The following is a 15598-nucleotide window of genomic DNA, read 5'->3' on the forward strand; positions in this document are numbered from 1 at the left end:
GGCGCGTTCGCGCTGGCTGCTGGTGAGGTTGCCGTTGGGGTCGTATTGGTAGGTGGTGGTGTCCTTTGCATGGCCGCTGCCGCTGGTTTTGGTGAGGGCGCTCAGGCGCCCGGCGCGGTCGTAGCTGACGCTCCAGGTGGTGGGGCTTTGGGCGAGGGTGCTGTGGCCGCTGTCGGTGTCTGCGGGGTGCCACAGATGTTGGGTGAGGCTTTGGATGCGCCCTGCCCCATCGTACTGCTGGCTGGTGGTTTCTGTCGCGGTGGCCTGGCCTGCGCTGTTGTAGCTGCGGCTGGCGCTCAGGCTGGTGGCTGCGCCGGGCAGGGTCCAGTTCCAGCCCTGGGGCTGGCCCAGGGGGCTCCAGGTGATGGCTTGCACCAGGCTTTGGCCGGCCCAGGCCAGCGCGGTGATCTGGCCGGTGGCATCGCGCTGATATTGCAGTACCTGCCCGCCGGGGTAGATGGTGCTGGCCAGTAGGCCGCTGGCGTCGTATTGGTAGCCGATGCTACGGGTGTTGCCGCTGGCCAGGGTTTGGGTTTTGCGGGTGATGCGGCCCTGGGGGTCGCGCTCGTAGGTGGTGGTACCGCTGGTATCGGTGATGCTGCTCAGGTACCCCACGGTGCCCTGGTCGTACTGCAGGGTGGTGCTGGCGCCATCGGGGTGGGTGATGCGCGTGGGGCGGCCCAGCAGGTCGCGCTCATAGGTGGTGATGCGGCCCAGGGCGTCGGTCACTTGCTGGGGCAGGCCCAGGGCGTCGTACTGGGTGCGCTGCTGGCCGCTGTCGGGGCTGGTCTCCTGGGTGGGGTTGCCTTGTGCGTCGCGCTGGTAGGTGGTGCTGACGCCTTTGTAGTCTTTGGCCTGGATGATGGCGTCCTGGGCGTTGTAGGCCAGGGCGGCGCTGGCGTTGGCGGCGTTGGTGAGGGTTTGCACGCGGCGCAGGGCGTCGAGGCCGTAGTAGGTGGTTTCGCCCAGACCGTTGGTGGTGCTGGTGAGGTCGCCGTTGGCGTCATAGCCGTAGCGGGTGGTTTGCCCAGCCTGGATGATGCTTTCCACGCGGTTGAGGCTGTTGATGCTGCGCGCCAGTTGCCATACCTGGTGGCCCTGGGCATTGCGGATTTCTTCGCTGGTGCGGTTGCCCATGGGGTCGAGCTGGTAGCTGGCGCTGGCGCCGCGGTTGTCGCTCCAGCCCAACAGGCGCTGGGCGGCGTCGTATTGGTAGCTGATGCGGTGGCCGTGCGCAAAATGGGCGCTGGCCAGTTGGCCGCTGGGTGTGTAGGTGTAGTGGCTGGTGATGCCGCCCACGCTGGCGCTGAGCATGCGCCCGCGCAGGTCGTAGGTGTAGGTGCTGAGCACGCCGTTGGGGTCGGTCTGCGTGAGCACGCGGCCTGCACCGTCGTGGGTGTAGCGCTGGGTGTGGCCCAGGGCGTTGGTGCTTTGGGTGAGGTTGCCCAGGCTGTCGTACTGGTAGCTGGTCACCGCGCCGTTGGGGGCGGTTTCTGTGGCGACCAGGCTTTGGGGGGTGTAGGTCCAGCGCGTGGTGCGGGCGGTGGTGCCGTCGGTCACGGTTTGCGACAGGCGATTACCGCGTTCGTCATAGGTGTATTCGGTGGTGCGGCCTACTTCGGTGATTTTGGTGGGCAAGCTCCATTGGGGGTGCCATTGGTATTGAGTATTGCGGGATTCGGGCAGGCCTACAGCCTGTGTAACAGCAATGGGTAGGCGACGAGCGGTATCCCACTGGCGGGTTTGTCTGACCCCAAGGAAATCCACTTCTTGCTCGACCAAACCAAGGTCGCTGAGCTCGCGACTGGCGGCGCTGTCTTTGGCTGGATCATTTCCTGGCAGATTCCCCCCCTTGACAACCAACTGTCCCATCTTGCCTGCGTATTGGTAAGTGCGCTGCGTGCCCAAAGGGTCAACCACGGTTGCGCTGCCAGCGGCCGGACTTTCCATCCGGTAGGCATTGGCGCCACCTGCAAGACTGGTACTGACAGCCCGCCCTTGCCCATCGTAAGCAATCGTTGCCCAGCGCTGGCCGCTCTCATCCACGATGCCGGTCAAGGCATGGGGATAGCCGGCGTTTTCATACAGATAGTTGCGACTTGTACCGTTCGGGAAAACAACGGCGCTTAATCGACCCTTTTCATCGTAGGAATATCCGATCCGACTGCCATCTGGCGTGATCAGCGACGTGATCTTGTCATTGGTGTAAATAAAATCCAGCTTGCGACCGAAGGAGTTTTGCACAGAAGACAAACGCCCCATTCTGTCGTAGCTATAAGTTTTTCTCCATTGGTTGCGCTCAGTCTCTGATTGCAGCTTTCCATTGGCCGAGAAAATAATCGTTTTCCCGGAATCCCCGCCAAGGGCCAGACCCTGCCCCATATATACATACTTCCAACTGCCATCCGTCTCGCGATGCAGCATGTCGGCACTATTCAACGGCCGCCAAATGTCGCCCCCCGCCTTTGCAAAGGACCGCAGATTACCATCGGCAAAAATGATGCCTACAGATTCTGGAGCCATCACCGGCGCAAATGCCAATACGGGCGCATGGATATGACTCCATGCCAGCCCCAGGCCATTACCCATGCGGGAGGAATCCTTGGCTCGCAAACTACTGTAAATACGGACAAAGGAAAGAGCACCAGGCCCTTGCTCTGCCCAATCTGTTTCAACCAAAAACTCTTCGCCATACAGCGGAATGATGGGCTTCCCTCCGCTCTGCCCATCGGCACCACACATAGGCCTTAAAGGTCGACATTGATTGGTTGCCAGATCTTCCTGGTAATCATTATTGCAGTTGCACTTGCCGTCTATCAGTGTGCTGTTTTCTGGGCAGTCAGACCTTATGCGACTGTTCAATGATGTCTTGTGTGAGTTTTCGCCGCTCCATGGATTAACAGTCACCCAGACACATTCACCGACCCATGTACCATGCCATGGCCCTGTATTTTGCGGACCAACATATATCCAAGACAATAAGCCAGGATTATATCTCTCGCTCTGACTTCGCCAGTATTCATATTCATCCCGGCACGCAGCATCTCTGCTGTAAAACCATTTATTTCCATTATGGATATTTGAATTGTACTCCTTCAACAATCCCAAACCAGACCATGCCGACTGCATGAACAAGCACAAAATCGCCATGGCACCAGCCCATTTCAAGGAGAGAAGTAGCGCCATACAATTTCTCAGCCCCCGAAGCCACCTGGGATAATTTTTCATATTTTTCATATTTTTCATGCTTGCCCATGGATAATTTCTTCTGACGCCAACCATTCACTGTCTCCTATCGAGCGATGCGGCAGGTCTGCACTTCATAATATTGAACAACAAAGATACCTATGGGTCAGTGACCCGTATTGATATTTAGCAAAATTGAGCACAATGCCAATAAAAACCAACAGCAACGAAACAATGTGTAATTCAAGAGAATTTCTGAACCCGTCGCCCCAGGCACCTCACTTTCAAAGACGAGACCATCACGCGTCTATCATTCACGCCAAGCACTCTTTCGGAATCTCAGGACGATCACCGCCATGAACTCACGCTTCTTCCGCTCCTCACGTGTTCGCCGATATGCGACGACCGGCTTCACCCTGATCGAGCTGATGGTGGTGCTGGTCATCATCGGCGTGCTGGCAGCGCTCATCGTGCCCAACGTGCTCGACCGCGCCGACGACGCGCGCACCACGGCGGCGCGCACCGATGTCACCAACCTCATGCAGGCGCTCAAGCTCTACCGCCTGGACAACCAGCGCTATCCCACTTCGGAGCAAGGTCTGCAGGCACTGATCGCCAAGCCGACCTCGGGCCCACAGCCGCTGAACTGGAAGCCCTACCTCGAAAAGCTTCCCAACGACCCCTGGGGCCGCCCCTACCAGTACCTGAGCCCCGGCGTGAAGGGCGAGGTGGACGTGATGTCGTTCGGTGCCGATGGGCAGTCCGGCGGCGAGGGCAAGGACGCCGATATCGGCAGTTGGCAATAAACCGCTCGCCTTTTTCGGTCATCTCCAGCGCATGAAACGGGCTTCGTCCCCTGTCAGCGGACGCCGCGCAAGGGCCGCCGGGAGCGGTGCGGCGGCACGGGGCTTCACCCTGCTGGAGCTGCTGGTGGTCGTCGCCATCATGGCGCTGGCCACGGCCGGCGTGGGACTGGCGCTGCGCGACGGCGGGCAGGCGCAGCTCGAACGCGAGGCCGAACGGCTGGCGGCGCTGCTAGAAGCAGGCCGCGCCCAATCGCGCGCCAGCGGCACGCCGGTGCGATGGCGCGCCGTGCCCGGCGGGTTCCGCTTCGATGGCCTGCCCGCCACCGCGCTGCCCACGCAATGGCTGGTTCCCGAAACCCAGGTGCTCGGCCCGGCCGCGCTGGTGCTGGGCCCCGAGCCGCTGATTGCCTCCCAACAGGTGCTGCTGTCCCACCCCTCTCTTCCCGGGCGCATGCTGCGGGTGTCCACCGACGGGCTGCGGCCCTTCGCCGTGGAGGCCCAGCCATGACACGGCCTCAGCGCGGCTTCACGCTGGTCGAGGTGCTGGTGGCCCTGGGCATCGTGGCCATCGCGCTGATGGCCGGCTCCCAGGCCACCGCGGCGCTCACGCGCAACGCGCAGCGCCAGTCCGACGTGCTGCTGGCCCAGGTCTGTGCCGAAAACGAACTCATCAAGGCCCGCCTGTCGCGCCAGATGCCCGACGTGGGCGACAGCAGCCAGCCCTGCGAGCAGGCCGGGCGCGTGTTCAGCGTGGCCGTGATCGTGCGGCCCACGCCCAACCCGAGCTTCCGGCGCGTGGATGCGCAGGTGCTCGATGAAGCGGCCAGCCCGGTGCTGCGCCTCTCCACCATCATCGGGAGGCGCTGAACATGCGTCCAGGCGCCCGCTCCCGCGGCTTCACGCTGGTGGAACTGCTCGTGGCCATCGCGGCCATGGGCCTCATGGCCCTGCTGAGCTGGCGCGGGCTCGATGGCATGGTGCGCGCGCAGGAACAGACGCGCGCGCGCGGCGACCAGCTCCTGACCCTGCAGACCGCGCTGGCGCAGTGGAGCGCGGACCTCGACGCACTGCAACCCCTACCCCATGCCATGCCACTGGACTGGGATGGCCAGGTGCTGCGCCTGACACGGCGCGGCAGCGCCTTGGTGGACGAGGGCGCGATCGTGGTGGCCTGGACGCGGCGCAATGTGCAGGGCCAGGACCTGTGGCTGCGCTGGCAGTCGCCGCCGCTGCGCACCCGCGCGCAATGGCAGCAGGCCTGGCTGCAGGCCGCGACCTGGGCCCGCAACCCCGGCGAGGCCGAGCGGCGCGGCGAGGTGGCGCTGTTCCCGCTAGCGGGCTGGCGCGTGTATTACTACCGGGGCGATGCCTGGACCAACCCCATGTCCAGCGGCGACACTCCGGCCGACAGCGCCGTCGCCGCCAGCGCGCTCATCCCGGACGGCGTGCGCCTGCAGATCGAGCTGCCGCCCGGCCAGGCGCTTGCCGGGCAGATCACGCGCGACTGGATCAACCCGCGCAAGGGCGGAGGCAAGACGTGAGAACGCACCTCCCATCGCCCGAGCGCACGCGCGGCGCGGCGCTGCTCGCCGCCATGCTCACCGTGACGCTGGTCGCCACCTTCGCCGCCGCGGCCTTGTGGCGGCAGTGGCGCGCCATCGAGGTGGAGACCGCCGAGCGCGCCCGCGTGCAGTCGGCCTGGATCCTGCTGGGCGCGCTCGACTGGTCGCGCCTGATCCTTGTCGAGGATGGGCGCGCCGGCGGCGCCGACCACCTGGCAGAGCCCTGGGCCGTGCCGCTGGAGGAAGCCCGCCTGTCCACCTTCCTGGCGGCCGACCGCAACGTGGCACAGCAGGACGATGCCGCATCCGGCGTGCAGGACGCCTTTCTCTCGGGCCGGATCATCGACCTCCAGTCGCGCCTGAACCTGGCCAACCTCGTCAACGGCACCACGGTACACGAGGCCACGCTGGCCCAGTTCACGCGCCTTTTCACGCAACTGGGCCTGCCCGGGCAGGAACTGACCGTGCTGGTGCAGGGACTGCGCCAGGCACAGGAGCCCGCCGCCGGCAGCGCGAGCGCGCCACTGATGCCGCAGACCCTGGAACAGCTCACCTGGCTGGGACTGTCGGCAGCCACCATCGCGGCCCTGGCGCCGCACGTCACGCTGCTGCCCGAGCGCAAGCCACTGAACCTCAACACCGCCGGGGTCGAGGCGCTGCTGGCCGGCATCGAGGGGCTGGACCTGGCGGGCGCCAACAAGATCATGGCGGTGCGGCAGATGCAGCCTTTCAAATCCCTCGACGAAGTCACCGCGCTGCTCAATCCCACCGCGAGGGTGGACAGCAATGCCCACGCGGTGGCATCGTCCTTCTTCGAGGTCCATGGCCGCCTGCGCCTGGGCGACGCCGTGGTGCAGGAGCGCTCCCTGGTGCGCCGCCAGGGCCTGGAAGTGGCCACGGTCTGGCGCGAGCGAGGCGCACAGCTCCAGGCCGGCATGCCCCCTACAATGGCCCGCGAAAACCGTCCATGAGCACCCTGATCCTCACCCTGCCCCTGGCGCGCTCCGGCCCCGCCACCGAATACCGCTACACGCTGAGCGCCGACGGCCACGGCGCCACGCGCCATGCCAGCGCCCCGGCCGCCCTGCTGCCCGCCCCCGGCCGCGCGGGAGAAGTGGTGGCCGTGGTGCCGGCGCAGGCCCTGTCGTGGCAGCGCGTGCAGCTGCCGCCCGGCGTCGGTCTGCAGGCCCCACGCCTGCGTCCGGTGCTCGAAGGCCTGCTGGAAGAGCGCCTGCTCGATGAGCCCGCGCAGCTGCATTTCGCGCTGGAACCCGGTGCCAAGTCCGGCGCCCTGGCCTGGGTCGCCATCTGCGACCGTGCCTGGCTGCGCGAGTCGCTGCAGGCGCTCGAAGCCTCCGGCCGGCCAGTGGCGCGCGTGGTGCCCGAATTCGCGCCCGGCCCCACGGCGAGCGGCCAGTGCGAGCTGCACGCCCTGGGCACGCCCGAGGATGCGCTGCTGGTTCTCACCGGCCAGGGCGAGGCCCAGGCAGTGGCCGTGCTGCCACTCTCGGCCGCCGCGCTGGCGCTGGCAGGGCCCACGCCACCTGGGGAGGACCCGCTTCCCGTGCTGGCCGAGCCTGCCGTGGCCGCGCTGGCGGAGAAAACCCTGGGCCGCCCGGTGCACCTGCTGACCGACAGCGAGCGCGTCCTGCGCGCGGCGCGCGGCGGCTGGGACCTGGCGCAGTTCGACCTCGCCAATTCCGGCCATGCGCGCGCGCTGCGCAAGGCTGGCGGACTGGCCGGCGCCCTGCTGCGCGCGCCGCAATGGCGCGCAGCGCGCTGGGGCGCGCTGGTGCTGGCCCTCGCCCACCTGGCCGGCCTCAATGCCTGGGCCTGGCAAGAGCGCCAGGCGCTCGCCGCCAAGCAGGCCGGCGTGCACAGCACCCTCACGCAAACCTTCCCGCAGGTCAAGGTGGTGGTCGATGCCCCGGTGCAGATGGAGCGCGAGCTGGTCCAGTTGCGCCAGGCCGCCGGCACACTCTCGCCCCGCGACCTCGAACCCCTGCTCGCCGCGGCCGCCCAGGCCCTGCCGCCAGGGCAGCCCCCCACGGCCCTCGACTACGCCAGCGGCGAACTGCGCCTGCGCGGCATCACGCTCGACCCGCAGGCACTGGCCACGGCCGAGAGCACCGCGCACGCCAGCGGCCACCAGCTGCGCACCGAGGGCGACAGCCTGGTGCTGCGCACCACACCCACCCCATGACCCCCGGCATGCACCGCACCGACAGCCCCTCCTCCGCCCTGCAGGCCCGCTGGCAGGCCCTGGCGCCGCGCGAACAGAACCTGCTGCTTGCCGCTGGCGCGCTCGTGGCCGCCGCGCTGCTGTGGTGGCTGGCGCTGGCCCCGGCGCTGCAGACGCTGCGCGGCGCGGGCCCGCGCCATGCCGCCCTCGACGCACAGCTGCAGCGCATGCAGGCCCTGCAGGCCGAGGCCGTGCAGTTGCAGGCCCTGCCACGCGCCAACCCCGACGAGGCCCAGCGTGCCCTGCAAGCCTCGGTGACCGAAACCCTGGGCGCCAGTGCCCGCCTTGCCCTGGCAGGCGACCGCGCCACACTGACCCTCCGGGGCACGCCCGCCGATGCCCTGGCCGCCTGGCTGGCACAGGCGCGCGCCAACGCACGGGCCGTGCCCCAGGAAATGCACCTGGTCCGCGCCCAGCCCGCCGAAAGCCGTGCCGCGCGGACGGCCCCACAGCCCGAGCGCCCCCAGGCCACCGCCCCGGTGCGCTGGGACGGCACCATCGTGCTGGCCCTGCCGCAACGCTGAGAACGCGTGAACGACTACGCCGTGAGCCGCCCCCGCCGCCACACCCCGCCACCCGGAGCGCAGGCCCCGTGGGGCTGGGCCGTGGCGGGCTTGCTCGCTGGCGCCACCTGCGCGGTGCTCGCCTTCATGCCCGCGCGGTGGCTGGCCGCCGGCGTGGCCCAGGCCAGCGGCGAACGCGTGCTGCTGGCCGAACCGAGGGGCACGGCCTGGAACGGCTCGGCGCGGCTGGTGCTGACCGGCGGCGCCGCCAGCCAGGACCGCGCCGCCCTGCCCGGCCGCCTGCACTGGCGGCTGCGCCCCGGCTGGAGCGGGCTGCGGGCAGAGGTCCGCGCCGAATGCTGCACCCCGGCGCCGCTGCACCTGGCGCTGCGGCCACGCTGGAACGGCGCCCACGTCACCGTCGCCGATGGCCAGAGCCAGTGGCCCGCCGCCGTGCTGACCGGCCTGGGCACGCCCTGGAACACGCTGCAGCCCCAGGGCCAGCTCGCGCTGCAGACCCAGGGCCTGCAGGCCGACTGGGCCGCCGGGCGCCTGGTGCTGGCGGGCCAGGCGCGGCTCGATGCGCTGGAGATCTCCTCGCGCCTGTCCACGCTGCGCCCCATGGGCAGCTACCGCCTCACGCTGGCGGGCGGCGCCGCGCCCACGCTCGCGCTGCAGACCCTGCGGGGCGACCTGCAGCTCTCGGGCAACGGCCAATGGGTGGGCCAGCGCCTGCGCTTCACGGGTGAGGCCAGCGCCGCGCCCGAGCGCGAGGGCGCGCTGTCCAACCTGCTCAACATCATCGGGCGGCGCAATGGCGCGCGCTCCCTCATTTCGCTGGGTTGAACCTGGAAACCGTATGACCTCCCTGACCAAGCATCGCCTGCCATTCGCTATCACAACAATAGCTACCAGCGCTTTACTGGCAAGCTTTAGCGGCATAATCCATGCCCAAACCGCTGTGGGCACGGGCACGGCCAGCGTGCGCGCGGGCGAGCCCGTGACACTGAACTTCGCGGGCGCCGAGATCGAGGCCGTGGCACGCACCATGGCCACCATCACCGGCCGCAACGTGGTGGTGGACCCGCGCGTCAAGGGCCAGCTCAACCTGGTCACCGAGCGCCCGGTGCCGCCCGCTGCCGCGTTCCAGCAGTTCCTGGCGGCGCTGCGGCTGCAGGGCTTCACGGTGGTCGAGTCCGCCGGGCTCTACAAGGTGGTGCCCGAGGCCGACGCCAAGCTGCAGGGCGGCAGCGTGAGCGTGGCGCAAAGCGGCGGCAGCGGCCCGGCGGGCGGGCAGATCGTGACGCAGATCTTCAAGCTCAACTACGAGAGCGCCAGCAACCTCGTGCCGGTGCTGCGCCCGCTCATCAGCCCGAACAACACCATCAACGTGAGCCCCGGCACGAACGCGCTGGTGATCACCGACTACGCCGACAACCTGCAGCGCCTGGGCAAGATCATCGCGGCCATGGATGTGTCGAGCGCCAGCGACGTGGAGATCATCCCGCTCAAGCACGCCATCGCCACCGACCTCGCGCCGCTGGTCTCGCGCCTGATCGACGCGGGCTCCGCCACCGGCGCGCCCAGCGCGGCGGCGGCCGCGCCAGGCCAGGCCGACACCTCGTTCAAGACCACGCTGCTGGCCGAGCCGCGCAGCAACGCTCTGGTGCTGCGCGCCGCCAACCCGGCGCGCGTGGCCCAGGTGCGCGCCCTGGTGGAGAAGCTCGACCAGCCGCCGGCGCCCGGCAGCAGCGCCGCCAGCGGCAATATCCACGTGGTCTACCTGAAGAACGCCGATGCCACCAAGCTCGCCACCACGCTGCGCGCCGCCATGGCCGCCGGCACCGGCAACGCGGCCAGCGGCGGCGGCGCCAGCACCACCAGCCCGGCGGCCACATCCACCAGCATGGCACCGCAGACCAATACCGGCCTGGGCGGCTCCAGCAGCGGCGGCGGCCTGGGTACCTCCAGCACGGGCACCAGCAGCGCCAGCAGCAACCAGCCCTCGACGGGCGGGCAGATCCAGGCCGACCCGACCACCAACTCGCTCATCATCACCGCACCCGAGCCGCAGTACCGCCAGCTGCGCGCCGTCATCGACAAGCTCGACGGCCGGCGCGCGCAGGTGCTGGTGGAGAGCCTGATCGTCGAGATCACGGCCAACAAGCTGGCCGAGTTCGGCATCCAGTGGCAGGGCGTGATGGGCAAGCAGGGCGACGGCACGCTGGGCGTGATCGGCACCAACTCGGGCGCCTCGGGCGCCAACATCCTGGGCCTGACGACGGCGCTGGCCTCGGGCAGCGCCAGCAGCATCGGCACGGCCGTGAACTCGCTCGGCGGCGGGCTCAACCTGGCGCTGGCGCCGCGCGTAGGCGGCCAGTACTACCTGGGCGCGCTGGCCAACTTCCTGCAGAACAGCGGCGACGCCAACGTGCTCTCCACGCCCAACCTGATGACGCTGGACAACGAAGAGGCCAAGATTGTCATCGGCAACAACGTACCCTTCCCCACGGGCTCGTATGCCAACACCGGCGGCAACAGCGGCGCCGTGAACCCCTTCACCACCGTGGAGCGCAAGGACGTGGGCCTGATGCTCAAGGTGCGCCCGCAGATCAACGAGAACGGCACCGTCAAGCTCGCGATCTACCAGGAGATCTCGAAGGTGGACACGGCCACGCTCAAGGACACCAACGGCCCGACCACGAGCAAGCGTTCCGTCGAATCCAATGTGCTGGTGGAAGACGGCAGCATCATCGTCATCGGCGGCCTGCTGGAAGACAGCTATGCCCAGGGCGAGGACAAGGTGCCCTTCATGGGCGACATCCCGGTGCTGGGCAACCTGTTCCGCAGCGAGAACCGCTCGCGCCGCAAGACCAACCTGATGATCTTCCTGCGCCCCGTGGTGGTGCGCGACGCGGCCTCCAGCGATGCGCTCATGATCGACCGCTACGAGGCCATCCGCGCGCAGCAGCAGGTGGTGCAGCCCGCGCGCAGTTCGGTGCTGGGCTCGGTGTCGGGCGCGCCCGTGCTGCCGCCGCTGCGCCCCGCGCCCGCGCCCGAGACAGCAGCGCCCGCACCGGCCCCTACCGCCCCGCAGTGAGGCCGCCGCCCATGCGCCACCCCCTGCCTTACGCCTTCGCCCGCGCCGCCCAGCTGCTGCTGGAGGACGACGGCCAGCGGCTCGTGCTCTGGCACGGCCCCACGCCCGACACCGCGCTGCTGGGCGAGGTGCTGCGCAAGCATCCGGTGCGCCAGTTGCTGCCGCTGGATGCCCATGCGCTGGCCCAGCGCATCAGCGCCGCCTACGCCCAGGGCGAATCGAGCGCCGCCACGGTGGTGAGCGAGGTCGAGTCCGACGCCGACCTCTCGCGCATGATGCAGGAGCTGCCCGCCGTGGAGGACCTGCTGGAGGCCGCCGACGACGCGCCCATCATCCGCATGCTCAACGCCCTGCTCACGCAGGCCGCGCGCGACGGCGCGAGCGACATCCACATCGAGCCCTACGAGCGCCACAGCAGCGTGCGCTTCCGCGTGGACGGCACGCTGCGCGAGGTGGTGCAGCCCAACCGCGCGCTGCATGCCGCGCTGATCTCGCGCCTGAAGATCATGGCTGAGCTGGACATCTCGGAAAAGCGCCTGCCGCAGGACGGTCGCATCAGCCTGCGCCTGGGCACGCGCGCCATCGACGTGCGCGTCTCCACCCTGCCCAGCGCCCACGGCGAGCGCGCGGTGCTGCGCCTCTTGGACAAGAGCGAGAGCAAGCTGAGCCTGGAGGCCGTGGGCATGCAGGGCGACACGCTGCGCCGCTTCGAAGGCCTGATCGCGCAGCCGCACGGCATCGTGCTCGTCACCGGCCCCACGGGCTCGGGCAAGACGACCACGCTGTACGCCGCGCTGTCGCGCCTGGACGCCACGCGCAACAACATCATGACGGTGGAGGACCCGATCGAGTACGAGCTGCCCGGCGTCGGCCAAACGCAGGTCAACGGCAAGATCGACCTGAGCTTCGCCAAGGCCCTGCGCGCCATCCTGCGCCAGGACCCGGACATCATCATGATCGGCGAGATCCGCGACTTCGAGACCGCGCAGATCGCCATCCAGGCCTCGCTCACCGGCCACCTGGTGCTGGCCACGCTGCACACCAACGACGCCGCCAGCGCCGTCACCCGCCTGACCGACATGGGCGTGGAGCCCTTCCTGCTGAGCAGCTCCCTGCTCGGCGTGCTGGCCCAGCGGCTGGTGCGCAAGGTCTGCCACACCTGCGCCGGCAAGGGCTGCGAGGCCTGCGGCCACACGGGTTATGCGGGGCGCACGGGGGTGTTCGAGCTGCTGGTGACCAACGACGCCATCCGCGCGCAGATCCACAACCAGGCATCCGAGGCGGACATCCGGGCGGCTGCGCTGGCCAATGGCATGACGCTGATGCGGGACGATGGCGAGCGGCTGGTGGCGGCGGGCGTGACCACGCGCGAAGAAGTGTTGCGGGTGACGCGGGATTGAGTTCTTTGATCTCCAGCGCTTATGGGTTGTGCGCTGGCAGCTATCATTTTTGACAGTGCGCTTCGTTGAAGGGGAGAGGCCGGGATGTGCCCCCGGCGGGGCACCTTCTTTTCTTGTCTCGCCAAGAAAAGAAGGCAAAAGAAGGCGACCCCAAGTCTGCGACCCCTTCGCGTTGCGAAGGGGCAAACCTGCGCCGGGGCGCTTGCGGGGTGCGCCGTGAAACTCGCTACGCGCTGGCGCGCTGCGCTCGAACAACCACGGCGAGTCAGTCTACGCAAGCATGCGCGCTCCGACGCGCATGCCACCCCGCAAGCACCCCGCCGCAGGCGCAGCCACAAGGGGTTTGAAGTCCGCACGGGCCATCGCTGCGCTCGGCCCCCAAGGGCGCCGGCGCTTTGCGCCGCGCAAGCCAGGCCGAGCGCAGCGATGGCCCGTATGGATGTTGGATGTCTGGGTTCCCTTCTGGCCGTGCCGAGAAGCGCAGCGCAGGGAGTGGGCATGCGTGCCGAAGGACACGCATGCTTCGTGCTCTGGCTTGCCGTGGTTGTCCGAACGGAGCGCGCCAGCGCGCAGTGAGTTCCACGGCGCACCCCCTGCGCGAGCATCGCAGGTTGCCCCGGAGCGAAGCGCAGGGGTCACGGACAGTAGGGTCGCCTTTCTTTTGCTTACTTTTCTTTGGCGAAGCAAAGAAAAGTGAGTCGCCCGCCGGGGCGACATCCCGGCCTCTACCCTTAGCAAAAGCACCGCCGCAAACTATCAAAAAGATAGCTAGCACCGCAACGCCAATAAGGCCAAAAGCCTCACAGTCGCACCGGAATCCCCCGCTCCCGCATATGCCGCTTGGCCTGCTCCACCGTGTACTCGCCGTAGTGGAAGATGCTCGCCGCCAGCACCGCATCCGCACCGCCGATCTGGATGCCGTCGGCCAGGTGGTCCAGGTCGCCCACGCCGCCCGAGGCGATCACGGGCACGTCCACCGCGTCGCTCACGGCGCGCGTGAGGGCGAGGTCGAAGCCGGCCTTGGTGCCGTCGCGGTCCATGCTGGTGAGCAGGATCTCGCCCGCGCCGCGCCGTGCCATCTCGGTGGCCCACTGCACGGCATCCAGGCCGGTGTTCTTGCGGCCGCCGTGGCTGAACACGTCCCAGCCGGCGCCCACGGGCTGGCCGTCGGCACCGATGCGCGTCTGCTCCTCGGCGTTGCGGCGCTTGGCGTCGATGGCGACGACGATGCACTGCGCGCCGTATTTGTCGCTCGCCGCATTGATCACGTCGGGGTTGGCGATGGCGGCGGAGTTGAAGCTGGTCTTGTCGGCGCCCGCGTTGAGCAGGCGGCGCACATCGTCCACGGTGCGCACGCCGCCACCCACGGTCAGCGGAATGAAGACCTGGCTGGCCACGGCCTCGATGATGTGCAGGATCAGGTCGCGCCCGTCGCTGGTGGCGGTGATGTCGAGGAAGGTGAGTTCGTCGGCGCCTTGCGCGTTGTAGCGCGCGGCGATCTCGACAGGATCGCCCGCGTCGCGCAGTTCAACGAAATTGACACCCTTGACGACCCGGCCGCCGGTCACGTCGAGGCAGGGGATGATGCGTTTGGCAAGCATGCGCGGGGAATGTGGCTGTTGAAGACAAGGCCCGCAAGATACCACGCAGGCGGCCCCGGGCCGGAGAGCCGGTTTTCATGCTATTAAAAAAAGAGCTTATGGCGCTTTTATTCATTGAGTTTCAAGCATATTCCGCATTGAAACCCTTGAAAAACAAGCGCTAGCAGCTCCAAATTAAATAGCATCATTCCAGGCTGCATGCCTCGCCAGCCTGCCAGCGCCAGGCATCCTGGCACATGCGCTCCACACCGTGGCGGGCACGCCAGCCCAGCAGGCGCCCGGCCAGGGAGGGGTCGGCCCAGCACTGGGCCACGTCGCCCGGGCGGCGCGCCACCACCTGGTACGGGACGGCGCGGCCGCTCGCCTGCTCGAAGGCCCGCACCATCTCCAGCACCGAAATCGGGGTACCCGTGCCGAGGTTGACCGTCAGCAGGCCCGGGTGCCGCTCCAGGTAGCGCAGCGCGGCCACATGGCCCTCGGCCAGGTCACAGACGTGGATGTAGTCGCGCACCCCGGTGCCGTCGGGCGTGGGGTAGTCGTTGCCATAGACGCTCAGGCGCTCGCGTCGACCGGCCGCCACCTGCGCCACGTAGGGCAGCAGGTTGTTGGGCGGCCCCTGCGGGTCTTCGCCGATGAGGCCGCTCTCGTGCGCGCCCACGGGGTTGAAATAGCGCAGGCGCGCCAGCCGCCACAGGCCTGGCTCGGCGGCGTCGGCGTCGGCCAGCACCTGCTCCACCATGAGCTTGCTCCAGCCATAGGGGTTGGCGGCAGAGAGCGCGAAGTCCTCGCGGATGGGCAAGGCCGCGGGCTCGCCATACACCGTGGCCGACGAAGAGAACACCAGGGTGCGCACCCCGGCGCGCCGCATGGCATGCAAGAGCGTGACCGTCCCCGCCACGTTGTTGTCGTAATAGTGCAACGGCTCGCGCACCGATTCGCCCACGGCCTTGAGCGCGGCGAAATGGATCACGGCGCGAATCCGGTGCTGCGCCAGCACCCGGTTCAGGAACGCGGCGTCGCGCACATCGCCCTCGACATGCATCGGCCGGTGCCCGGTGATGCGCCCGATGCGCTCCAGCACGGACGGCTTGCTGTTACAAAAATTGTCCAACACGAGGTAGGGCATGCCCGCCTCCGCCAGGGCCACGCAGGTGTGCGAACCGATGAAGCCGGCTCCGCCAGTGACAAGAATCAAGCT

The 15598-nt window shown here is 68.1% G+C and carries 13 protein-coding genes and 2 pseudogenes; 10 read left to right on the forward strand and 5 right to left on the reverse strand.

Features of this window, described 5'->3' with window-relative positions; all coding sequences use genetic code 11:
- From D8S75_RS17360 to D8S75_RS17570, 3 genes and pseudogenes are all read right to left on the reverse strand, one after another.
- A pseudogene (locus D8S75_RS17360) lies at positions 1–1638 on the reverse strand (hypothetical protein); the annotation flags it as partial.
- A gap of 903 nt (positions 1639–2541) precedes the next feature.
- Positions 2542–3150: pseudogene (locus tag D8S75_RS17975) on the reverse strand (DUF6531 domain-containing protein); the annotation flags it as partial.
- On the reverse strand, positions 3071–3256 hold the full coding sequence (locus tag D8S75_RS17570; protein ID WP_198673130.1) for a hypothetical protein: 186 nt from the start codon (positions 3254–3256) through the stop codon (positions 3071–3073). The gene D8S75_RS17570 and the pseudogene D8S75_RS17975, both read right to left, overlap by 80 nt.
- 286 nt (positions 3257–3542) lie before the next feature.
- On the opposite strand from D8S75_RS17570, the gene gspG reads away from it, so the two are divergent.
- From gspG to D8S75_RS02650, 10 genes are all read left to right on the forward strand, one after another.
- On the forward strand, positions 3543–3992 hold the full coding sequence (gene gspG, locus D8S75_RS02605) for a type II secretion system major pseudopilin GspG (RefSeq protein ID WP_119964400.1): 450 nt from the start codon (positions 3543–3545) through the stop codon (positions 3990–3992).
- A gap of 31 nt (positions 3993–4023) precedes the next feature.
- Positions 4024–4500 (forward strand): prepilin-type N-terminal cleavage/methylation domain-containing protein, encoded by a 477-nt coding sequence (locus tag D8S75_RS02610; protein ID WP_119964401.1) that lies wholly within the window; start codon positions 4024–4026, stop codon positions 4498–4500.
- Positions 4497–4859 (forward strand): type II secretion system minor pseudopilin GspI, encoded by a 363-nt coding sequence (gene gspI / locus D8S75_RS02615; protein ID WP_119964402.1) that lies wholly within the window; start codon positions 4497–4499, stop codon positions 4857–4859. The genes D8S75_RS02610 and gspI overlap by 4 nt, the downstream gene beginning before the upstream one ends.
- A gap of 2 nt (positions 4860–4861) precedes the next feature.
- On the forward strand, positions 4862–5533 hold the full coding sequence (locus tag D8S75_RS02620) for a PulJ/GspJ family protein (protein ID WP_119964403.1): 672 nt from the start codon (positions 4862–4864) through the stop codon (positions 5531–5533).
- Positions 5530–6525 (forward strand): type II secretion system minor pseudopilin GspK, encoded by a 996-nt coding sequence (gene gspK / locus D8S75_RS02625; protein ID WP_269813991.1) that lies wholly within the window; start codon positions 5530–5532, stop codon positions 6523–6525. Before D8S75_RS02620 ends, gspK begins: the two co-directional genes overlap by 4 nt.
- Positions 6522–7757: a type II secretion system protein GspL gene (gene gspL, locus D8S75_RS02630; protein WP_119964404.1), complete on the forward strand. Its 1236-nt coding sequence runs from the start codon at positions 6522–6524 to the stop codon at positions 7755–7757. Before gspK ends, gspL begins: the two co-directional genes overlap by 4 nt.
- Positions 7754–8320, forward strand: a complete 567-nt coding sequence (locus D8S75_RS02635; RefSeq protein WP_119964405.1) for a type II secretion system protein M — start codon at positions 7754–7756, stop codon at positions 8318–8320. The genes gspL and D8S75_RS02635 overlap by 4 nt, the downstream gene beginning before the upstream one ends.
- Positions 8321–8401: 81 nt before the next feature.
- Positions 8402–9145 (forward strand): type II secretion system protein N, encoded by a 744-nt coding sequence (gspN, locus tag D8S75_RS02640; RefSeq protein WP_370807329.1) that lies wholly within the window; start codon positions 8402–8404, stop codon positions 9143–9145.
- 115 nt (positions 9146–9260) lie between these two features.
- Positions 9261–11399 (forward strand): type II secretion system secretin GspD, encoded by a 2139-nt coding sequence (gene gspD / locus D8S75_RS02645; RefSeq protein WP_370807257.1) that lies wholly within the window; start codon positions 9261–9263, stop codon positions 11397–11399.
- Between the two features lie 11 nt (positions 11400–11410).
- A complete protein-coding gene (locus tag D8S75_RS02650; protein WP_119964407.1) occupies positions 11411–12799 on the forward strand; it encodes a GspE/PulE family protein in 1389 nt (462 codons plus the stop codon).
- Positions 12800–13599: 800 nt separating this feature from the next.
- Here the strand turns inward: D8S75_RS02650 and hisF are convergent.
- Positions 13600–14400: an imidazole glycerol phosphate synthase subunit HisF gene (gene hisF / locus D8S75_RS02660; protein WP_119964409.1), complete on the reverse strand. Its 801-nt coding sequence runs from the start codon at positions 14398–14400 to the stop codon at positions 13600–13602.
- 184 nt (positions 14401–14584) lie between these two features.
- Complete coding sequence (galE, locus tag D8S75_RS02665) at positions 14585–15595, reverse strand: UDP-glucose 4-epimerase GalE (protein ID WP_119964410.1); 1011 nt, start codon at positions 15593–15595, stop codon at positions 14585–14587.
- Positions 15596–15598 lie beyond the last annotated feature (3 nt).

This window comes from Simplicispira lacusdiani, assembly GCF_003604195.1.
Lineage (GTDB): Bacteria > Pseudomonadota > Gammaproteobacteria > Burkholderiales > Burkholderiaceae_C > Simplicispira > Simplicispira lacusdiani.